The sequence below is a fragment of the Ideonella azotifigens genome (assembly GCF_021043325.1).
Lineage (GTDB): Bacteria > Pseudomonadota > Gammaproteobacteria > Burkholderiales > Burkholderiaceae_C > Ideonella > Ideonella azotifigens.
Genome location: NZ_JAJNKD010000017.1, coordinates 1 through 20,302 on the forward strand (window position 1 = coordinate 1; position 20,302 = coordinate 20,302).

Annotated in this window: 13 protein-coding genes; 8 read left to right on the forward strand and 5 right to left on the reverse strand. The window is 62.8% G+C overall.

What is annotated here, in order from left to right; genetic code table 11:
• The 3 genes from LRH25_RS25940 to LRH25_RS25950 all read right to left on the reverse strand — a co-directional run.
• Window positions 1-728, reverse strand: a 728-nt coding sequence (locus LRH25_RS25940) for a hypothetical protein (protein WP_231012817.1), incomplete at its 3' end; no start/stop codon positions are given.
• A gap of 793 nt (window positions 729-1,521) precedes the next feature.
• A complete protein-coding gene (locus LRH25_RS25945) occupies window positions 1,522-2,541 on the reverse strand; it encodes a hypothetical protein (RefSeq protein WP_141285209.1) in 1,020 nt (339 codons plus the stop codon).
• 334 nt (window positions 2,542-2,875) lie between these two features.
• On the reverse strand, window positions 2,876-3,184 hold the full coding sequence (locus tag LRH25_RS25950) for a DUF6471 domain-containing protein (protein WP_141285207.1): 309 nt from the start codon (window positions 3,182-3,184) through the stop codon (window positions 2,876-2,878).
• 360 nt (window positions 3,185-3,544) lie between these two features.
• Here LRH25_RS25950 and LRH25_RS25955 point away from each other — a divergent pair, with 360 nt between their 5' ends.
• The 3 genes from LRH25_RS25955 to LRH25_RS25965 are packed head-to-tail and all read left to right on the forward strand — an operon-like array spanning window position 3,545 to window position 8,977.
• Window positions 3,545-6,403 (forward strand): TnsB C-terminal domain-containing protein, encoded by a 2,859-nt coding sequence (locus LRH25_RS25955; protein WP_231012849.1) that lies wholly within the window; start codon window positions 3,545-3,547, stop codon window positions 6,401-6,403.
• 11 nt (window positions 6,404-6,414) lie between these two features.
• Window positions 6,415-7,536 (forward strand): ATP-binding protein, encoded by a 1,122-nt coding sequence (locus LRH25_RS25960; RefSeq protein ID WP_141285203.1) that lies wholly within the window; start codon window positions 6,415-6,417, stop codon window positions 7,534-7,536.
• Entirely contained in the window at window positions 7,529-8,977 is a 1,449-nt protein-coding gene (locus tag LRH25_RS25965; RefSeq protein ID WP_170200734.1) for a TniQ family protein, read from the forward strand. The genes LRH25_RS25960 and LRH25_RS25965 overlap by 8 nt, the downstream gene beginning before the upstream one ends.
• A gap of 524 nt (window positions 8,978-9,501) precedes the next feature.
• Here LRH25_RS25965 and LRH25_RS25970 read toward each other — a convergent pair.
• Together LRH25_RS25970 and LRH25_RS25975 are read right to left on the reverse strand one after the other, a co-directional pair.
• Window positions 9,502-10,533 carry a DEAD/DEAH box helicase family protein gene (locus LRH25_RS25970; protein ID WP_141285199.1) on the reverse strand — a complete coding sequence of 344 codons (1,032 nt, stop codon included), beginning with the start codon at window positions 10,531-10,533 and terminating at the stop codon, window positions 9,502-9,504.
• Window positions 10,518-12,065, reverse strand: a complete 1,548-nt coding sequence (locus tag LRH25_RS25975; RefSeq protein ID WP_231012818.1) for an ATP-dependent nuclease — start codon at window positions 12,063-12,065, stop codon at window positions 10,518-10,520. The genes LRH25_RS25970 and LRH25_RS25975 overlap by 16 nt, the downstream gene beginning before the upstream one ends.
• A gap of 299 nt (window positions 12,066-12,364) precedes the next feature.
• Between LRH25_RS25975 and LRH25_RS25980 the strand changes: the two genes are divergently transcribed.
• From LRH25_RS25980 to LRH25_RS26000, 5 genes are read left to right on the forward strand one after another with little or no spacing between them, the layout of a single operon-like run.
• The gene (locus LRH25_RS25980; protein WP_141285195.1) at window positions 12,365-13,237 is read left to right on the forward strand and encodes a WYL domain-containing protein; all 873 of its coding nucleotides are present in this window, start codon (window positions 12,365-12,367) and stop codon (window positions 13,235-13,237) included.
• Window positions 13,219-14,709 carry a Wadjet anti-phage system protein JetA family protein gene (locus tag LRH25_RS25985; RefSeq protein ID WP_141285193.1) on the forward strand — a complete coding sequence of 497 codons (1,491 nt, stop codon included), beginning with the start codon at window positions 13,219-13,221 and terminating at the stop codon, window positions 14,707-14,709. Before LRH25_RS25980 ends, LRH25_RS25985 begins: the two co-directional genes overlap by 19 nt.
• Entirely contained in the window at window positions 14,706-15,383 is a 678-nt protein-coding gene (locus LRH25_RS25990; RefSeq protein ID WP_141285192.1) for a DUF4194 domain-containing protein, read from the forward strand. The genes LRH25_RS25985 and LRH25_RS25990 overlap by 4 nt, the downstream gene beginning before the upstream one ends.
• On the forward strand, window positions 15,376-18,840 hold the full coding sequence (locus LRH25_RS25995; RefSeq protein WP_170200732.1) for an SbcC/MukB-like Walker B domain-containing protein: 3,465 nt from the start codon (window positions 15,376-15,378) through the stop codon (window positions 18,838-18,840). Before LRH25_RS25990 ends, LRH25_RS25995 begins: the two co-directional genes overlap by 8 nt.
• Window positions 18,837-20,000 carry a Wadjet anti-phage system protein JetD domain-containing protein gene (locus tag LRH25_RS26000; RefSeq protein ID WP_141285190.1) on the forward strand — a complete coding sequence of 388 codons (1,164 nt, stop codon included), beginning with the start codon at window positions 18,837-18,839 and terminating at the stop codon, window positions 19,998-20,000. Before LRH25_RS25995 ends, LRH25_RS26000 begins: the two co-directional genes overlap by 4 nt.
• The last annotated feature ends 302 nt before the right edge of the window (window positions 20,001-20,302 follow it).

Genomic DNA, 20,302 nt, shown 5'->3' on the forward strand with positions numbered 1-20,302 from the left:
AGGCCCGCGTCAAGGTCGACGTCGTAGCTGCTTGAACCGATCAACGGGTAGATCGGGTCTCCCACTCCGAACAGGCTCGCCTTCTTGCCAGGGCACGAGGCGGGCTTGTCGTGCCAGACGTCCCGTTCTGAAATGCACACCCCTTGCCAAAGAATCTTTCCAGCAGGACATGCGCAAACCCGTTGACCAATTCCAGAACTCATTTCCATTCCAGAAGCCCAGGGGCAGACCCAATATCTAACCACATCAACCGGAAACGAATTCGTACACGTCCTTTTCAACCCAAAATGCTGAATATCATAGGAGTACATCTGACTTGTGTCCGCTTGATTCCCCCCCCAACCTCCGGCTAAAGTACCCGGAGTATCCACCATGAGAGCGCTACAGGCCGCCGGATTGGCCAATGCATCCGCATCAATGTATGCTTGTATAGTAACCTCTGGCGTGTCCCCGCCCTGAAACCATGGCCATGTCATGCCCCAGCCAGCGGTAAATCCATCGTATGCAGAAAACATGTAAACGTTGTAGCCTGATTTGCTGACAAATCCAGTAACCTCACTCGACTGGGCATAGAGACAAGCACGGGGGCCATTCGCGGACCGGCAATCAGTGGGAGCAATCGCATGTGCAATACCCACAGCCCAAAACGCTATAAAAATTACTGCTCGCACCATCAAATAGGGTATACCGCAAGGACTACCTTGCCAGCCCAGAGTCATGGGGGTCATCAAGTTCCTCCGCGAGTGATTGTTGGGGCAGTTCATTGCAGGCCTGAGACGCACCGAGGTGCGCGTACCGGTTCAGTGCACCTGAAGTAGATCTCTGTGCGCCGGCTGCCGGCGTTGTCGAAGTCGTAGGGCTCGCTGTTGCCATCCGAGCGGCCCACATCGGCGGGTCGGTGTGCGTCGTCGTAGGTATTAAGCACCCTCACGCCCTCAGGCTGCGTGGCTTGCTTGAGCAAGCCAGTAGCGTAGTGGTCGTACTGAATCATCAACCCGTTGCCGCTGCCTGTCGGGGCCCGGGCGAGCTTGCTCAGCCAGCCTCGCGCGCGGAACGGCCGGCTCCTGGTTCTCTCGCTGGGTGGTACGGCGGGGAAAAGGCGGCCGAACTCTTGCGTTTCAGTAGATTCACAAGGTGACCAAACTTCTGGAAATCTCATTCATGGCTCTTCCCAGAGCCATGGCAGCTTGCACCAAGCGGCTCACAGACCAACCACGCAAATGAAGCTCGCATGCTTGGTCATCGAAGCATCGCTTCGATCTAGTGGATCGCTCAGTCTCCTCCCTGCGAAGACTCTTTTTTGTTTGATTGCTGAATACCTCAGCCTGCAAGCACTTTACAGCAGGGTCACTTGGCGAGTTTCCTTAAGTTTGAGGACGTTCTCATCGGGTTGCGGGTTTGCGACATTGAAGCGCTGGTTCAACGCTGCACCGGTACTGATGGCCGGGCACGCAGCGGCCCTCAACCCACGGCAGGTTGCCGTGAGTACTCACCTCAGCACATGGCGGCGCCGGGATGAACTCAAACCAACCGCGTATTGATAGCTTCGCGCACCGCGTCAGTCGACAAGATCGACGCCAAGACAGCTTGCATCGAGGCCAACTTTCGCGCTGGGCGCGCGTCAAGGAGGCTTGCTGTCCTGATGACTCTGAAGCTCTGGGGGGCTGCGCCTATTTCGAGCATGCCAACGCTCACCCGGGAAGCTGCCTCGGCCTCTGCCTCCCTGCCACTTGCCTCGGGCCGGAACAGCCACACAAAGTCAAAGTACTCGCAGGCTCGCGCCAAGCGCCCGACGGCATGGTCGGAGGGGCCGCCACCGAGCTCCAAAAACCCGTGTAGCTGCAGCGGGCTGTCCAATGCCTCCTGAACAACGACGACGCGGTCCGCGAGCTCGACACGTTCATTGCGGGTCTCAACGGTAATGGAAGCACCGTCGAACTCGCAACACAGGCGAGGCCAGCGCGAGTCTCCAAGGAGAATTGGCAGCACGCTAGCGAAGGCGCCGGGACCAAGCACGTGTTTGGGCGCAACCTCTTCGACCCCAGGCTGCACGGGCGTGACTTCAGGCGTCAATGACGCGTGCGCGGGTCGAGCCCCCGATGCGGACCGACTTTCACGGCAATCCGCCCAGATCTTTCGCAATTCCAAGCGGGAGATTTCACCGCGAACCAATTTGCGGAAGACGCCCAGAACCTCCTCGGCAGAGCCAAAGCGGCGGATCTTGCAGGCCAATTCGATCGATTCGGGGCTGACCCTGTCCTGCAGCTGGACGATGTCAGGACAAGGGTAGCCTGCCCTGACCAAGTCAAAGTGGATGGCGTCCAAGCTACGCACCGCGGTCATGTAACGCCAGAGGCTCGCATCCCCCAAGCCAAGCCGGCGCCCTTGTGCCGCCAGCCATGCAGTGAAACTGGGCGCTGACGCGCGCCATGTTTCGTCCAGCGAGGCAAAAATCAACCAAAGCCCGATGGAAAACCAGGACGCGTTGGCGGAGATGCGTTCCTCAGATGCCAGTTTTCTTAAGTCGGCGCGAAAGTGCATTGGGTACAAGCGGACCATCCGAGATGGCTAGAGTACTCCAATTCTGCCCCTGATGCGCTAGAGCAACAAGATGCACATGTGCACAAATTGCGCTTGCCAATGATTCGACTGGGTCGCTAGAGTCACTCTAGCCAATCCAGCGACTCTCACTCTTTCTCAGCAGCGCCTGGGCCCCTCAGTGCGAAGCAGCGTCGTCGTTGCCGAACAACTGGCCCAGGCCCTGCCACTCCACGCTCGCAGTCCGCGTGGCCATGACATCTCATCACTCGCCCTGCCAGAACCCACGTGCTGACACGAGGGCTTCGCCAGGCTGAGGAGGCCCCTTCATGAGCAGTTACCGATCGCGCTCGCGAAAAGCGGTTGACGCGTCCAATTTCATCTCCACACCCATCGCGGCAATCGCGCGCAAGAAGAACGCAAACGAGAACCGGCCTCGGTTCACTTTGTTGGTCAACACCCGGACCGACTCCACCGGCGAGCCGTCGGCCTGCGCCTCCATGGCCTGCACCAGGCGCTGGAAGCTGTACCCACGCCGGACCATCTCGGCTCTGAGGATGCGCTTGGCTTCTTCCGCGAGTTCATCCTCTGCGCGGCCAGTGGTCGCCCGCCCACGAGCGTCGTCTGGCGCCTCAGGCAATGCCACGCTGACTTCCCGTGAAATAATTCAACTCAAACGTCTGCATCAAATTCAATGTTTTCACACGATTGACGATGTCGATTGGCAGGCCACTAGCGGCTTGCCCCTTCTACTTTCCGGCATTGTGATCGTGCGTCCAAACCCTCAAGCCATTTTCTACCGAGGCCAACAACAGCGTCGATATTCTGCAGTTGTGCCGGTCGCATACAAAGATGTGCTGGCGGCACAGGCGAGCACCGCAGTTGGCCCCGCCGCTCACCATTGGGCGCGAATTTTGTTGCGCGACAAGCAGGCCGGTTGGCCAATCGACGCTGGGGGTTGTGCCCAAGTCCATGCGGCGCCCATTTGCCAGCCCCCACCGTGGCCATGCTCCAAGTTCGCGCCAACCACAGGCGCAAGCCGCGCAGCGAACCTGCAAATGGGGAGTTGGCGATGAGCCCCGTTCGATCCCTCTCCCCGCCGCTCCGGCCGGAGCTGAAGGTCCAGGTCGACAAGGTGATGTTCGATCAGCGCATTACGGCCCCGGGCCGCGAATACGTCGAGGAATGCATCAGCCAGGGACCGGCTCGCCAGGCGCAAGGACGGCTGGGCAACGCGATCACTCGCTTCGTGAGCCGCAAGACGGGCCTCTGTCTGCTGCTGGAAAGCCGGCGGGGTGAATTCGCGCTGGCGGTCCTGCTCGACAACGACCCAGACGTCATCGCTTTTTTCACCCAGCCTCCGACCGTTCAGCTCGACATCCTCGGAGAGGATGGGAAGCGCCGAACCACAACCCGCTACACGCCCGATTTTCTGGTGGTGCGCAAGAACGGCATCTTCGTCATGGAGACGCGCGACGAAGGGCGCCTGCTCGACGCGCTGGCCAACGACAGCAGCCAGTTTGCCCGTTCCGAGGTTGGTGAATGGCGCTTCCTTCCCGCTGAATCGCGCTTCAGCAAATTGGGCTTCGGCTACAAGCTGATCGCCAACTCATCCCTGCCGGCGAGGTTGGTGGAGAACACCCGATTCCTTGAAGACTACGCCCGTGTCCACGCGCCGGCACTCGACCCGTTGGTGTGCGCCGCACTCAAAGACGCCGTCGCAGCGCAAGGCAGCGTCGCGCTGCACGAACTGTTGGGCCGCGGCTTCAAGGCCGATGACATCTATCGGGCCATCCTCGCTCACGAGGTGCACATCGACTGGGGCGCCGATCGGCTTGCGAACAGTGCCGAGCTGGTGATCCACGCCGACGCGACCCGTCGTACCGTGCATCAGTTGCTGATGGAGGCCAGGCGCGGGCCGGCGCTTGAACTGCCCGGCACGATCTGGCTCAAGGCCGACTCCACGTTCGAGTTCGGCGGGCACAAGTTCACCGTCCTGATCCCTGGCGAAACCTTCGTCCTGGCCTGCCGAGATGGCGCCGCGCCGCAACGCTTCGACGTGTCAACCCTGCTGAAGGCGCAGGCTCAGGGTCTGCTCAAAGCCGACGGCCTTCGGCCCAAGGTCGAAGCCGACAAGATTGCCTCGCACTCGAAGGAATCCCTGGAACGAGCGGCGGCGAGGCTGAGGTCGGTGCGGTCCAACGACACCACCGAGTTTTCTGCGCGATCTCACTCTCGCTACCGGAAGCTCATCGCCAGCGCAACGTCAAATCTGGACGCGCTCCTCGCGTTGGTCGATCGCCAAAACCAGCGCGGCAACCGCACACCCCGCTTCAGCGAGGCCAACGGCGAACTCATCGAACAAGCCTACCGCGAGTTCTACAACACCCCGGACTGCCGAACGGTGATGGGCACGTATGCCAAATACCAGGAGCTCTGCGCAAACACGCTGGAATTCGGCGAGCCCGTTCGGCCAGTGGCTTACACCACCTTCTGCCGGATGGAAGATGACCTGGGCTCGACGCTCGAGCGGCGCGGTCGCCGCGCCGCCTACCAAGCGCGGCCCATTCGACCGGAGCCCGAGTTTGAATTCCCCGTCAACGGCGTGCGGCCTCACGAGGTCTGCTTCATCGATCACACCATCGCCAACCTGGCAACGGTCTCGCCAGAAGGCGTGAAACTTGGCAAGCCAACCCTCACCATCGGCGTGGACGGCCACACCGCCAAGTCACGGGCCCTCATCCTGAGCTACGACCCGCCCTCGTCTCAAACCGTGCTGATGGTGCTGCGCGACTACGTCCGCCGCCACAACCGGCTGCCAAAGTCCATCGTCGTGGACAACGGCAAAGAGTTCCATTCCGACACACTGATCAAATTCTGCGCCCTCTATGGCGTCAACATCCATTACCGCACGCCAGGTCAACCGCGCGAGCGAGGGTCGATGATCGAGCGCCTGCTCGGCGCCACCGAGACCGAGGTTCTTTCGGAAATGACGGGCAACACCCGCCTGATGATCAAGGACACGCGGCTGGTGACCAAAGCCGTGGACCCCTTCCGGCGCGCCGAATGGACGCTTGTCGCCGCCTACTACGCGATCGAGAACTACCTCTTCGACGTCCGCGCCAACCGGGTTCATCCCGCCATCGGCCGCACGCCCAACGACTATGAAGCCCAGCGACTGGCGGAGACGGGCGCGCGCGACTTCCTGGCCGTCCAGCTCGATGAAAACTTCCTCTTGATGACCAGTCCTCACGCAAAACGGCCGTACCACAAGGTGGACCCACAGCGAGGCGTCTGGGTCAATGGCCCGTGGTACCGGCATCCCGACATGCAGAAGCTCGGCAAGGGCCATCGCCTCGAAGTGCGCATCGAGCCTTGGAATGCCAGTGTGGTCTACGTGTACCTGAACCAGCGCTGGGTCACCGCCGTTGGCGTGAACAGTCGCTGGCTGACGGAGCGCACGCAGCGCGAAGTGGAAATCATGCTCCGGGAGCAACAGCGCCTGTCCAAGCTGCGAGCCCAGCAGGACAGGCTGACGGAGGACCGGCAAGCTTTCCGGGCAAATCGGTGGCGTCCCGAGCACTTCGATGCTCGCCTGAATGTGCAGCAACTGGAGATGAAGACGCTCTACGACAACCTCGGAATCTCGGAGGCGATGCGTCCTTCGACGCCAGACGATGCCAGAACACTGGAGGCCGATGGCGGCGCCACAGCGGTCATCACGGCGATGCCTGTGCCTGCCAAGGACGCCAGCGGTGGCGATGCAGCAAGCCCTGAAACAGCCAACGAGTTGGAGGCCATCGGCGATGGCCAAGCGGCCAGTGGCCGCAGCAATCTCTTCGCTGGCCTGCAGAACTTCCGATAGGAGCACCCACCGTGATCACAAAAACACAGGCGGTCAAGCAGGCCGCTTTGACCCTGTACCAACGGGACGAGGAACTGGTTGCGCTGGACCGTGCCGCGGTGCTGGGCTTGCCGGCGCAAGTGCGCCAGCGCTGGTTCTACCTGCTGCAGGTCATCCACCCCGAGCTCGAAAGGGTGACGGCCGACATGATGGAGCTGCTGCAGCCAGACAACGAGGTGAAGATCATCTCGGTAATCGGGATGACGGGCATCGGCAAGACTACGCTGGCCAACTGCGTGCTGCAGCTGCTGATGAACCGCATCCAGAGCAAGGTCGAGTCTCACCACCGGCCCTTTGTGTATGTCAACGTCGCCTCCAATGGTGAGCAATCCCTGTCGTGGAAGACTCTGTACCGGAAGATGCTGACCGAGGGCGGCGAAGTCGAGATCGACATCAAGCGCGGCTACACCGTCGAGAACGGCAAGCTCTACAGCCCGCGCAGCCGCGGGCCCGGGCTGGCTCAGCTGCGAGAGTTGGTGGAGTTGATGCTCAAGCGCCGGGAGGTCAAGGTACTGGTCCTGGACGAGGCCATGCACCTGCTGCGCTTCCAGGACTACGCCTCGGTCATGGACACGCTCAAGAGCCTGGCCGACGCGCACGACACCAAGCTGTTGTTGCTAGGCCCCTACCAACTGGCCGAACTGGTCACACAGTACGGCCAGGTCGCCAGGCGCGGCGAGATCGTTCACTACCAGCGCTACAAAACGTCCATCAAGCCCGGAAAGCGCCCTACCAAGGACGAGGCGGGCTACTTCGAGGCCCTTCGCAAGCTGCAAGCCCACTGGCCCTGCGAGCAGGTGCCAGACTTCATGGCCATCGGCCACGAGCTGATGCGCGCCACGCTGGGATCTGTCGGCCTGCTGAAGTCGACCCTGCTGACCTTCTGCGCGCTGCAGATGGCGGACGCCCAGGAAAAATTCCAACCCGGCTTCTTCGAGAAGGCCCTGAAGAGCGGCAAGGCGTTGGAGGTCATCGAGAAGGAGACCCGTGCCGGCGAGGTCAAGCTGGTCGGCGCTTGCTACGGCGACGGCGTGGCGCGCGATGCCGACGGCATCTCGTGGCTGCAGAAGCTTGTGGCGGTGCCCCATGTCTGATTTCCGAGATGGCGCCTTCATTGTTTCGCCGGAGCAGCGGCGTCACATTACGCTGCTGCATGGCCTGGCACCGCACGAACAGGGCACAGCGGACGCCGAGTCCCTCCACAGCCACCTGCTCAACATCGCCTTTGAGCACCGTTGGTCACCTCGCCACCTGGTGCACCGCGTGCTGTGCGGCGACCCACGCAGCCACGAACTCCTCACGCCGGAGCGAAACTGGCTGAGGCTTCTGAAAGGCGGCACACCTCGCCAGATGAAGTGGGGGCTGAATTGGAATGACGACGAAGGCCGGGACCTGCTGGGATCCACCACGATCGCCCTGCGGTGGGCCAACGCGCTGACCTGGGCCACGGGCATCGAGGGGCTGGACGCGTACACCTTCCGTTCCTTGAGCTTTTCGGCGGAGATTTCCCACGTGGTGACCAACGAGCAGCGCGTATGCCTGGCGTGCTTCGATCAAGATCGACGCGAAGGGCGGATGCCGCATGGTCGCCTGCTTTGGCGCCTGTCTTGCGTCACGTGCTGCCCTGTTCACAAAGTCGCCCTGGTCAAGCCGGCCTGCGGCGCGCCAGCTGACCAACGGCTCAAAACTGCTGAGCGCGTTCAGCACAGCGGTCTGTGCCAGGACTGTGGCGCGATCGGCCTGTCGTGCATGAGCCGAGAGTCCACAAGGCCCAACGCAGGGGCGCTCTGGCGGGCCGAGCAAATGGCAATCGTGGTCGCCTACCTGCCGCGGTGGGCGTATGTCATGGCCAGAGGGACACCGCGCCGCGTTGTGCACGAGTTGATCAAGCGGCATGGAGGAGTTGCCGGCTTGGCAAGGCACGCGGGCATCGACACGAAGTCGACGCTCGACTGGCAAGACTCCCGGTTCGGGCTTCTTGGCCTGGACGCGCTGCTCGCAATGGCGCAGGCGGAGGGTGTGTCGCTGCTGGGACTCTTGGCTGACCACGAAATGGATCCGCGGGCCGAGGCACTGCCCGCAGAGCGGCGGCCAGCAGCGAGCGCCATCCGCAGGGCCATGCGGCACGCCATCCGGAAGCGAAACACGTCGCCAGCGCAGCTTGCATGGCAGCTCAACATCACCGCTTCGGTGCTGCAGGAGCAAGAGGACCTGTACACCCAACTCGTAGAGGAATACCGCGCCTTTCAGTTTCACCGGGCGGAATGGGCAGACGACGATGCGACGTTCGCCGCGATCAGGCTGGCAACGAAGCTGCGCAAGCAAGGCCAACCGGTCACGTTGCGCAATGCGAGCAAGCTCGCCGGACGCATTCAGCTCGCGTCCCTCACTGGACGCGCGCTCGACGTCATCCGCCTATCGATGGACAAACCGGTCTGCGAACGTCCTCCGCGCATCGAGCTGACCGAACGACAGCATCGGTTGCTTGAACAGCGCATCGAGTACCTGCCCGTTCTGGACCACTACGATTGGTAGCGCCCGGCGAGATCACCACGACAGTCAATGCCGGTCCGCTGCGACACCCGCAGTGCAGCGGGAGCGGTCGGCCAGAGCGGTGCCGCCGAAGGTCGCAATCGCTGCAAAGCGCCGACAGGCGAAGAACATGGCTTCGTTGGAGTCCTGCCTAGCGACGCCACGCTTTTGGCTTGCAGCCTCACTTGACACCGCCGCCGCAGACTCTAGGAATCAGTGTGACAGGTGAGCTTACGGAGGCAGGGACACGTCAAGCCGATTAATCGCCAGACATCACTATCAGGTTCGGACCACGAAACTCTCTGTAGCGGCGCCATTCAGGCGTCCGACGTTGGGGCGAATCCGAACGCGAGGCGCGCCTATCGGCCGCGCATCCGGTCGGGCATAACCGGGTCCGCGCCGTCAGCGCCCACCTGGGGGCGGTCCGACTCGGTCTCGCAGGCCGGACGGGCTTTCTGTCGCGGGGGCGGGTACGGCGCTGGAGACGACGGCTCCCGCCTCAGCGACGTCCGGTGGCGGCAGCGGCCTCAGGTGCGCCTGTAGGCCTTCAGCAAAGACTCGGGGACGAAGGTGAGCTTGCCCCTCGCCCGGGAACAGGCAACGTACAGCTTGTTGCGCGTCTCTGGGTTGATTGTGCAGAAGCTGCCTGCTTGCCACGCCTTCACGTTCCCGGGACTCAGGACCACGCACACATCGCCGTAGCTGTCCATGCCCTTCGATGCGCCCCAGTTCTGCGAGAAGCAGCGGTACTTGTAATGCTCCTTGTAGAACAGCTTGACCGTCGCTGGATCTTCGATGAGAGCGGCCACTGCGGCTGGATTGTCCTCGAACCGCACCTCGCTGGCCCGCTCGTCATGCGACTCGATCTCGATGCCGATCTTCTGCGTGATGAAGTCGCAGACGCTCTTGCTGCAACGGCGGCTCCGCTTGAGACTTTCGGTGTCGACTTTCAGCCGAGCACGCTCGAACTTCTTCTTGTAGGCGCCGTAGTCGGCGTGAAGGCTTGCGTTGACGTTGCCGTCGCGACTCGTGTCGAACGTGTGCTGGTGGAAATCACCGACAAAGGTCATGTCCAGGCGCGCTGCGCTGATGGCCATCAGGAAGTTGAAGTCGTGCCCTCCGAAATCCTGGACCTCGTCCACGAGAAACACATCGAAGTACTTCTCCATCCGCGCCACCACGGCGCCGTGCAGGCCGCACTGCTCGATGAACTTGGCGAGCCGGTTGGCATAGAGCCAGCGGCCCGCCGTCATGTAGCGCCGGTCATCGGTCAGGGGGTAGTTTGGAAACCGCTCGGGCGTGCTGAAGGTGATGCCTCGCGTGCCCTTCCTAGATCGCAGGAACGGCCGGTAGCAGAAGCTATGCAGGAAGCTGAAGTAGGTGTAAATCGCGATGTTGGGCGGCACGTAGCCGAAGCGCTCGATGACCTTGGCCCGCAGGTTGTCGTGATTGGCATCGGTGTAGGTGACCAGCAGAAAGCGCCGCGCTTCGTCCAGCGAGGCGATCAGGTGGGTGGTCTTGCCCGAGCCGGCGACCGCGAAAACTACGCCCTTATCCACGCCACGGCCTGCTGGATGTAGTCCGGAACGGCCAGAAAAGCCCCCTTCTTCTCCAGCAGCTGGAATGCTGCGTCGGTTTTATTCTTCAGCATGTAGTCCTCGACACTCAACTTCTTGCGTCCCGGCGCGAACAGCTCGTCGCACACCGCCTGGTTGTCACGGCACATGCAGACCTCGAAGGTATGCCTGGCATTGTCCGCGTCGGCGAAGACCTGGATGGAGGCCGAGATATGGTCGGCGTAGTTCGCCACGCAGTTGGCGGCGTAGTCGCCGTCGTTGTCACGGATCGCCGCAACCTTGGTGCCTAGCAGCTTCGCCAGCTCCAGATAGCGCTTGAAGCTGGTGCCGTCGACCGAGATCACATGGACGCCATCGGCGTCGTGGTTGTACCCCGGCGCACTGAGCTTGTAGAGCGCTTCCATCAGGATGAACTCGGCATCGCCCTCCAACAGGATGGCTTTCTTGCACAGCGCCAGTTCCAGCACGTTGTTGTCCGGCGCCTTCATGAAGAACTCGGCCGTGCCTTGGCTAAGATTCTTGAGGCTTGCCGGCTGCGACGGTTTCTCCTCGCTCAGGATCAGCACCTTCTTCAGGTTCAGCCGCGTGGCGATGAAGCTGCTGTGGGTGGCGACGAAGAGCTGCTTCTTCACCGAGGCCCTGATGCGCTCGATCAGCTTGCGCATGTGGACGTGGCTGAGGTGGTTCTCTGGCTCCTCTAGCAGCAGCACGTCCAGCGAATGTTCCTGATTGCGCAGCGCGAACTCCGTCTTGATGAAACACTGGCGGCCCTTGCCTTTGCTGTCGACCGGGATGTCGTCCTCGGTGAGGATGATGTCGGTCTCGACACTTGCCTTGGGACTGGTACGGACATCAAACTTGTAGTCCTTCAGCGCGTCGTTCATCGCCTTGAAAGCGTCGTCCCTGAAGTTCGCCTTGGCCTTGCGGTACTCGAAGCCGTGCTGGTTGCGCTGCGCGACGTTCGCATGCGCGGCGTACATGGCGCGCGTGTACTCGCGCGTGGCGTACTCGTTATTGATCTGCGAGCTGTCGATCAGCAGGTGCCGCAGTGGCCTCCTGTGGGGAAAGACCGCCTCGTCGGTAAACGTCTGGAAGTGAATGCCGTAGTACTCGAACGGGAAGTTATCGTGCTTCTCGGCCAGGATCGCCTGGATCTCCCGCGTGTACTCGTCGGCGGGCCGGCACACCATCTTGATGCCCAGGTGGTCGGCGCCCTTGCTGTTGTTGCGGCCGTCCAGGTCATGACGCCCCGGCAAGCCATCGAAATAGACCTCGATCAGCAGCTCGGGCAGGTCTGCGACCTTGCGGCCGCCGGCCAGGAACTCGGCAATGCAGTCGGCGTTGAACAGGGCTTCGAGCCCGATGCTTTCGACCTTGCTGCGACTGGCACTGAGCACGATATCCATCGCCTGCAGCACTGAACTCTTACCAGCCTCATTGCCACCCACCAGGATGTTCAGCTCAGGGTCGAACTCCAGCTCCAGCGTCTTGAAGCGCTTGAAATTCTTGAGCACCAACCGTCTTATCGTCCCCACTACTTATTGCTCCCATTCGGAAATCGGATCTGCAATCCCGGCATTGTGTGTCAGGGTGGCGCGCGCAATCGTGCGAATGCAGACCCGCGCGAACATCTCCATCACCGGCGGGCAGCACACGCAGGAATGCTGGCGGCATCTACACGGGTCGTCGACCCGCGTCCCCTCGCCTCGTCAGCCAGTCGCATGTTCAGCACTCCCTGCGCACCGCATGGAAAACACGTGGCTAGAACGAACGGAAAATCGTATGATACGGAAAACCGTACACAAATCAGGACATGCCGCCACGCCCCAGCAATCCAGCAGAAGCCGTGAGCGACAGGCGATCAGACGTTCAGGACGAACGCCTCGAGCGGGTCGCGCGCCTGCTGATCTGGGAAGGCCGCCTGTCGCGTGCCCGCCTGATGGAGCAGTTCGGGTTGAGTGGCACCCGCGCTTCGGAGTGGCTGAAGGAGTTCCGCGAGGCGCGACCGGAGTGGGTGGAGTGGGACAGCAGGCTGCGCAGCCTTGTGACGACCCGCGCCGCCTATCGGGCCATCGAGAAGAGCGAAGCGGCTGCTGTTGAACTGATGGGTGGGGCCGAGCCTGACATCGGCGTCCTGGACGGCGACTCCGCCCTGATCCTGCCGTGGGACTTCTCGCGGGTGTCCCCCTACATCTTTTCGCGACTGCGCCTGGCGATCAAGGACGGCGTGCGCATCGGCTTCAACTACTCGTCGATGAGCCGCCCTGCGGTCCACTCACGTGTCATCGAGCCCCACTCGATCATCCGGGCCGGTCGCCGCTGGCACGTCCGCGGGTACTGCTTCGAGCGCCGGGATTTCCGGGACTTCGTGCTGGGGCGAATGAGCGATGTGCTCCTGACCGAGGAGGCCAGCAGCCACCGCAGTGCGGAGGACGCGAAGTGGAATCGCTCGGTGAAAGTGCGCCTCGTCGCGCATCCGGCCTTGTCAGCGGAACAGATGCAACTGGTCCGGCGGGAGTACTTCGCCGGGACGGCCGCGCGCAGCACGACGTGCCGAGGCCCCCTCGTCCCATACTTCATCCAGGAGCTTCGAGCCGCTACGGACGTAGAGCGGCAGTTGCCTCCTGACTATCAACTCGCACTCGACAACAGGGAGGAGTGCAAGGAATGGTTGTTCCCGACTTAGCCGAGAAACTCAGACAGGAAGTCGTCGCTGAGCGTTACGCACCGCTGTTCCGGGTGCTGCCAGAGCGGCTGTTCGCGCCGTTGGCGTCGACGAACCGCATGCGGTACTGGACCTTGCTATGCGCGCTGCACGCGCGCAGGTTCGGTCCCGAAGCCCCGCTGCCGCCCAGCAACGGCTTCACGATGACGGACATCGTGCGCGAGATTGCCCAGGAGCTCCAGGACATGGGGGTCTGGGAGGACGCTGATGACGGCTTTGGTGCGCTTGCCTCGGGTACGCCACTGAACGCGCAGGCACTGGCGATCTTTCACCGCCTGAAGGACTGCGGATGGATGCGGGTGGACAAGGTCGGCGTGCGCGACATGGTCACCATGGCACCCGCGGTCGCTCAGTTCGCGACGCGACTGATCGAGTTTGCGCATACTGGCCCAGTCTTCGTCGCGGGCAAGGTGCGAAGCATCGAAGCCAACATCAAGCTGGTGCTCGAGGAAGGCGCGGACGGCTCCACGCTGCAGGAGGCCGCCCAGCAGACCCGGGCGCTGATGGAGCATGTCAGGGTCGCCGGCACCAGCGTCCGGGACCTGATGACGGAGTTGAGCGGCCAGCAGTCCACCGGTGAGTTCGTGCGGCGCTTCTTCGAGGACTTCGTCATCAAGATGTTCATCGGCGACTACAAGGAGTTGCGAACCCGCGATCACCCGTTGTCGCGTCGGCAAGAGATTCTGGCGATGGTCGAGACCATCCAGTCCAACGAGTTCGTCCGCAACCGAGTACTCGCCTGGTACGCCAGCAAGCGTGCGCCCGGCGACGAGCTTCGGGCCAAGGCGCTGCTGCAGCGTGACATCCTCAAGATCGAGGAGCTGTCGCACATCGACGAGTACCTGGACCGCCTCGATGAAGAAGTGCGCCGCGCGACCCGCATGGCTATGGCCTTCCTGGACTACCGCCTGCGCGCCGCCCGCCCACTCGAGGAGCTTATCGACCACGCCATCAAGGCCGTTACTGAATGCGATGCGGAGTACGTTCTCGCCACTCCCTTCCCTGCCGAAGAGGCCCTGTGCGGCGAGCGCCTGATGCTGCCGAAGATGCCGGTCGAGCGCGCGCCACCCAGGGCTCTGCGCAAGCAAGTGATGTCGCCGACCCAGGAGGCGCGGGCGCGGCTGCAGCTGAAGGCGCGCAATCGTCGCCTCATGTCGCCCCCCATCCTGGCCGAGCTGATCCGCCGGCAGCTGGACGGCCGCGAGCGCATGGCCAGCACGAAGTTCGACGTTGGATCGATCGAGAACGTCAGGGCCTTTCAGTCGCTGTGCACAGTATCTGCCGCGGTGGGTTCGAACAGCGCGCAGCTCAAGGCCAACGCTCGGCTGACGGTCAACAAGTTCAGGATCTTGCGCACCGGCATCGACGACGTGCAGGGTGCGATCAGCCATGTGGCGTTCGATATCGCGACATCCAAGGAAAGTAAGAAGTGAGTTTCTGGACCCAGGCAGAGGAAGCGACCAAGGGCGTCGTTCGCGAAGAGGATTTCGAGGCGATTGCCTACCGGCTCATCTCGGAGCAGGTGCTTTACCAGGCCGACCGCAGGAGCCGCACGGCATACGGCCTCGTCCGCGAGTTCGACGCCGAGTTCAAGCGGGCCCTGGCACCGCTGGGCATCGTTCTGCGTTTCAACACCAACCTGCGCTACGTCTGCGCGATCCCCTCGCGCGTCAAGCAGCCTGCCACGGTCGAGCAGACGCTGCTGGCGTTGGTCCTGCGCAAGATCCATGACGAGGAATCACGCATCGCGAACCACAACGAAGACGGCGAAGTGGAATGCGACCTGGTCACCCTGGGGATCAAGTACCGACAGTCCACGGGTGGCCGTGAACTTCCATCTGGCACGCGACTGCTGTCGCTGATCACGAGCATGCGCCGATGGGGCATTGCCCGCTCCGAAACCGATGACCGCGCCGTCGTCGCGGCCAGCGTGGAACAGCCCTATGTGATCCTCATTCGTCCCGGCATTGTCGAGGTGCTTGGCGAAGCAGCGCTTGAGCGCCTGGCTGCGTGGGCCTCTGCGAAGAGCACTGATCCGCTGACAGAGGCGCATGCCGCGACAGGCGGAGCGGACACCGAAGAGGATGGGGAGGACTTCGATGTTTAAGCTGATCCAGGTCAAGGTCGTCAACTTCTACCTCTACGAGGCGCGTCAGGTCGAGGTCGGCACGATCACCGGCATCTTTGGGGCCAACGGTAGCGGCAAGTCATCCCTGCTCGACGCCGTGCAGACCGTCATGTTCGGCGGCAACTTCAACCGAGGCAGCGGCGCCGTCTACAACGCCCAGGCCGACGAAGGCAACAGCAACACGCGCACCTTGCGAAGCTACTGCCTCGGCGAACTGGACAAGTCCGGCCACGGCCGCGCCCGCGACGAGGCCACGACCTACATCACCCTCACCTTCCTTGACGACGAAACCCGGGACATGGTTTCCGCGGGCATGTGCATCGCTGCTAGCGTGACCCGGCCGGACCATGAGATCCTGGGGCGCTACCTCGTCCCGTTAGACCTCACGCTCGACGATCACCTGGAGATGGTCGACGGCGAACCCTACCCGCGCGACTGGCCGACATTCCGCCAGCAACTGGTGCGACGCCCTCTGCTCTCGGCTGCGCCGGACGATGAGATCCTCTTCACGGACGCTGGCAAGTTCCTCAACGCCATCTTGTTCCGGCTGCGCGGCAAGCGCAGCCTGCCGCGAGCGGATGCGTTCCGGCAGGCGTTCCGGTTCGCCTTGCGCATGAAGTTCGACCATTCGGTCGACGACATCATTCGGCGCCAGGTGCTGGAATCCCGGCCGACGAAGACCAAGGCCTTCCTGGACATGTTGCGCGGCTTCAAGGACCTTGCAGCCAAGGTGGCGGCCATCGAGCACAAGCTGGCCGAAGCCCGGAAGCTGGAAGAACATTTCGAGCGCGCCGCCTCGGAAGAACGCAAGTCCGTCACCTGGAAGGCCGTAGCGCTGCAGGCTGGCCACGAGCTCGCCAACGTCGCGGTGACCCGTGCCGAGGAGGATGAAGGCAAGGCGGCGGTGGCGCTCGACAGCGCCGAGACCGCCAAGTCAGCGGCGATTCGGCGGCGCGACGAGCTTCAGCTGCTGGCAGCATCTGCGGCGACCCACCGTGACCAGCACCAGGCGCACGGCCAGAGCGTCCACCTCAACGAGTCGATCTCGTCAGCCAGCGCCCGCGCGGCCCAGCAGCGGGGCGAGATCCGTGCGACCCTCGAAGGCCTGAAACGCGCGCTTGGCACGCCTGTCATGGGCAAGGCCGTCCCCGACTGTGACGAGAAGCTCAGCATCGCGCGCCAATTGATCCAGGGATTCCTCGACCGTGGCAGTCTCGAGGATGGCGAAGCACTGACCGTGGTGGTCAGGCAGGCCTGCCGGGCCGCTAAGGTGCTGAGCAACGAGATGCTCAAGGAGCTGATGGACGTCGCGGCGCAGATCCGGACGCTGGAGGGTGAGCAGAAGGAGGCGGAGGAGAACCAGCGCCGTATCGCTACCGGCAAGCCGCCGCTGGACTCGCACGTGTCGTCCTTGCAGCGTCGCCTGTCCGAAGTGGGTATCCAGTCCACGCCGATCTGCGATCTTCTCAAAGTGACCGACGCACACTGGCAACCCATCATCGAAGCCCAGTTGGGCCGCGTCAATGTCCAGGCACTGCTCGTCGAGCGGCGCGACGAGCGCGAAGCGTTCAACCTCTACCGTTCCACGCAGATCTACGGGGTCAAGATCGTCCGTTCCAGCACTATCCGCGACCTGGGACCGTTGACACCGGGCTGGGTGGCTGAGCTGGTGACCGGCTCGGATCCGCGCGCGATCTCGTTTGCCCACAAACACCTTCGCTTCATGCGCGCGGACACTGTGGACGATTGCATGCGGCACAGCTTTGCGCTGACCACCGACGGAATGCGCATCGCCGATGGCGACCTCGATCGCATCCAGCCGGTCTCGCCGATCATGCTGAAGATTGGCCCGGACATGAGCAAGATGCGTGAGGCCGTCACCAAGCGCCTGGACGAACTAGCCCGCGACCTTGCCACGCGCAAGCAGGAGGAGAAACAACTCAAGGCGGACATGGGGCTGCTGAGCCTTTACGTTGGCGACGAGAACGAGAACGCCGCTGCGCTGCAGCGCTCCGCGTCAAGCCTGGCTGCAGAGCAGACCAGCCTTGCCGACTTCGAGCAGCGTCTCGCCGCGCTCGACACCACCGAGTACCTGCGCCTCAGGGAGGCCGCCGATTCGGCGCTTGCAGCTGTGAACCTTGCCAACGAGGAGGTTGCCGCTGCGAGCACCCACGTCGGCGGCGCCAAGACCTTCCACGACCAAAAGCAGGAGGCGACCCAACGCCGTCGCGAAGAACAGGAGCAGGCGGGCCATCGCGCCGATGCGGCCCGAACACTGCCTGGCTACGACAGCGATTTCGCATCTGTGCACTGGGATCGCCTCTTGGAGAGGTTCGGCGAGGACTTTGGCGCCATCCAGAACGCTGCCGCAAGCAGTGAGCAGAATGCCCAGAGAAACTTCAACGAAGCCCGCAACAAGGGCCTGCTGGGTTTCGGGGCGTTCACGCTCGAATTCAATGAACAGCATGTCCAGGCGCAGTCCCAGGATTGGCGCGCCGCCGCCGAATACATCAGCCGACACGTAATCGCGCTCAACGAGACGGGCCTGGCAGATCGAAAGCAGGAGATGGCCCAGGCGATGGAGGCGGCCAAGAGCACCTTCCGCAGCAACGTTGCGCTCGACCTCCACGAGCACATCACCTGGCTGGAGACCACCATGACCCGCATGAACACGGCGCTGGCGGCAGCGCCGGCCTTCACCAATGGCGAGCGCTACCGGTTCAAGAAGGAGACGCGGCCGGCCTTCGAGAACCTGCTGAAGTTCATCAAGGACGTGGCGGTCCATGGGCCGGTCGACGACCTGCTGGGCGGTGCTGGAGAGATGCCACCGGCCTTCGACGAGCTCCTGAAGGACAAGGCGGAAGCCTCGCGCGCCGTGAAGTCGCCGCTGGACGACTACCGCGAGTTCTTCGACTTCGATATCGAGGTGCTTCGTGAGTCGCCCGGCAATCCGACGCCGATTCGTGTTGGCCTGCTGAGCCAGCGAGTGCATACCGGTTCGGGCGGGGAACACCGCGCGCCGCTGTATGTCATCGCCGGTGCCGCCGTCGCTTCGGCCTACCAGCTGCAGGCCGGAGACGACAGCGGCCTGCGCCTCATCCTGCTGGATGAGGCGTTCATGAAGATGGACACGCGCAACATCACTGCCACCATGCGCTACTTCGAAGAGCTGCGGCTGCAGGTTCTGATGGCCAGCACCGGCGAGGCTCTGGGCACCCTCACGGCCTTCCTCACCGACTATTACGACATCATGCGCGACTCGGATTCGAACATCGTCGTGCTCGAAGGCCACCAGATCAGCCAGGAGGTCCGGGACCTCTTCCGTTCGGACCTGCCCGAATTCAACCCGAACCTGGTCGATGAGGAGCTTGCGACCATGTACGCAAGCAAGCCCCAAGCGGGCACCCATGGCCCGGCACCTGCCGCAGCGTCATGAAGGAACTGGCCAGGGACGCCCTCAAGCAGCTCCTCCGCCAGGCGGACCGGAAGGTGGCCGGTGTCGCGAAGAAGATGCCGAGCCTGACGGCACGCCATCTGAAAGAGTACCAGGCGTTGCGGTCCCTGCCCGAGAAGGAGGAGTTCGACGCATCCCTGAAGCATGCGCAGGCCATCGGGGCGATCCACCTTTACTGGCCGCCAGGCAACCGAGACGGCTTCATCGAGCGTGTCGAGCTTGTCGACATCTCCAAGCTCGCCGGCCTGCTGGGCACCGAGACCGCGTCGGCCGTGGTCGGCGGCGCCGCCGAGCGACTCCAGGCCTGGCATGCCGAGTTCCCTGTGCTGGGCGAGGTCGTCGAGCGATGGGCCTCGCTGAAGACCGTGCGGGGCAGCGGGCCACAGAACTACGCAGACTGGACCGACGCCTGCAAGGCCATCGGGTGGTGCCGTGCGGTCGTCGGTGCTGGAAGCCTTGAGACCGCACTACGAGATGCCAGCGCGCGCATCTTCAGGAACAGCAAGCGCCTGGAAAAACTCGTGCCGGAAATGGATGTGCTGCTGACCGGCAGCATCGACGGAGAGTCGCGCGAGTCCACCGAGGTCCTGCAGGAGCTGGGTCTCTACAAGGAACCACAGCCGGTACGACTCGCCGGCAAGGTCGTGGTCCAGCGCTCACGCGTGACTGCGGTCCTCGACATGCCCTACAGCGCGCTCCCGGCCGAGGCGATCCTGAGTCTCGCTTCCGTACCGGCCAAGGTGATCACGATCGAGAACCTCACGACGTTCTCCGCACTGGCCCGAGCATCGAGCGACGCCGAAGACCTGTTGATCTACACCGGCGGCATGCCTTCTCCCAGTTGGAGTGCCATGTACGACCGCCTGCTGGCCTCACTTCCCGCCGACGTGCAGATCTTTCACTGGGGCGATGTCGATGAAGGGGGCTTCCGGATCGCAGCTTTCATTGCCCAGCTTGCGCGTGCCCGGCACCGGCCTCTCAGGCCCTGGAAGATGAAGCCTTCGGAGGTTCCCGGGTCCCAGCGTCGCGATGCGTCAGGGAAGGTCATTGACCGAATGGGACGCTACGCCCAGGCCGCAGGTTGGCATGACGTCGCGGCCGAGATTCTCGAGCATCGCTTCGTCGCAGAGCAGGAAGGATAGCGAAGAACGCCAGCCCCTACGCGAACCGACGGGGCTGGGTTCAGGCATAACGTGGCGAATTTTGCGTTTAGGCATAACGAGGCGAACCAGCCAAGTTATGCCTTACTTCACAAAAACAACCCCCATCCTCGCTGAACAAGCCTGTGGACAAGCGCTTGGCGGCCGTCGCAAGTGCTTGATGCACAAGGCGAACTGTCACATTGCTGTAAAAAAGAGCACGCTTTCCGGCCTGTTCCTCGGGTCAGTCCCCAGTGACGTTGGACAAGCCTGTGGATAAGCCGGTGACGGCCGCGCCAAGCCCT

Coding starts and splice junctions, on each gene's coding strand:
- LRH25_RS25945 (WP_141285209.1), bottom strand. CDS start 2,541: ATGCACTTTCGCGCCGACTTAAGAAAACTGGCATCTGAGGAACGCATC.
- LRH25_RS25955 (WP_231012849.1), top strand. CDS start 3,545: ATGCTCCAAGTTCGCGCCAACCACAGGCGCAAGCCGCGCAGCGAACCT.
- LRH25_RS25965 (WP_170200734.1), top strand. CDS start 7,529: ATGTCTGATTTCCGAGATGGCGCCTTCATTGTTTCGCCGGAGCAGCGG.
- LRH25_RS25980 (WP_141285195.1), top strand. CDS start 12,365: ATGCCGCCACGCCCCAGCAATCCAGCAGAAGCCGTGAGCGACAGGCGA.
- LRH25_RS25985 (WP_141285193.1), top strand. CDS start 13,219: ATGGTTGTTCCCGACTTAGCCGAGAAACTCAGACAGGAAGTCGTCGCT.
- LRH25_RS25995 (WP_170200732.1), top strand. CDS start 15,376: ATGTTTAAGCTGATCCAGGTCAAGGTCGTCAACTTCTACCTCTACGAG.
- LRH25_RS26000 (WP_141285190.1), top strand. CDS start 18,837: ATGAAGGAACTGGCCAGGGACGCCCTCAAGCAGCTCCTCCGCCAGGCG.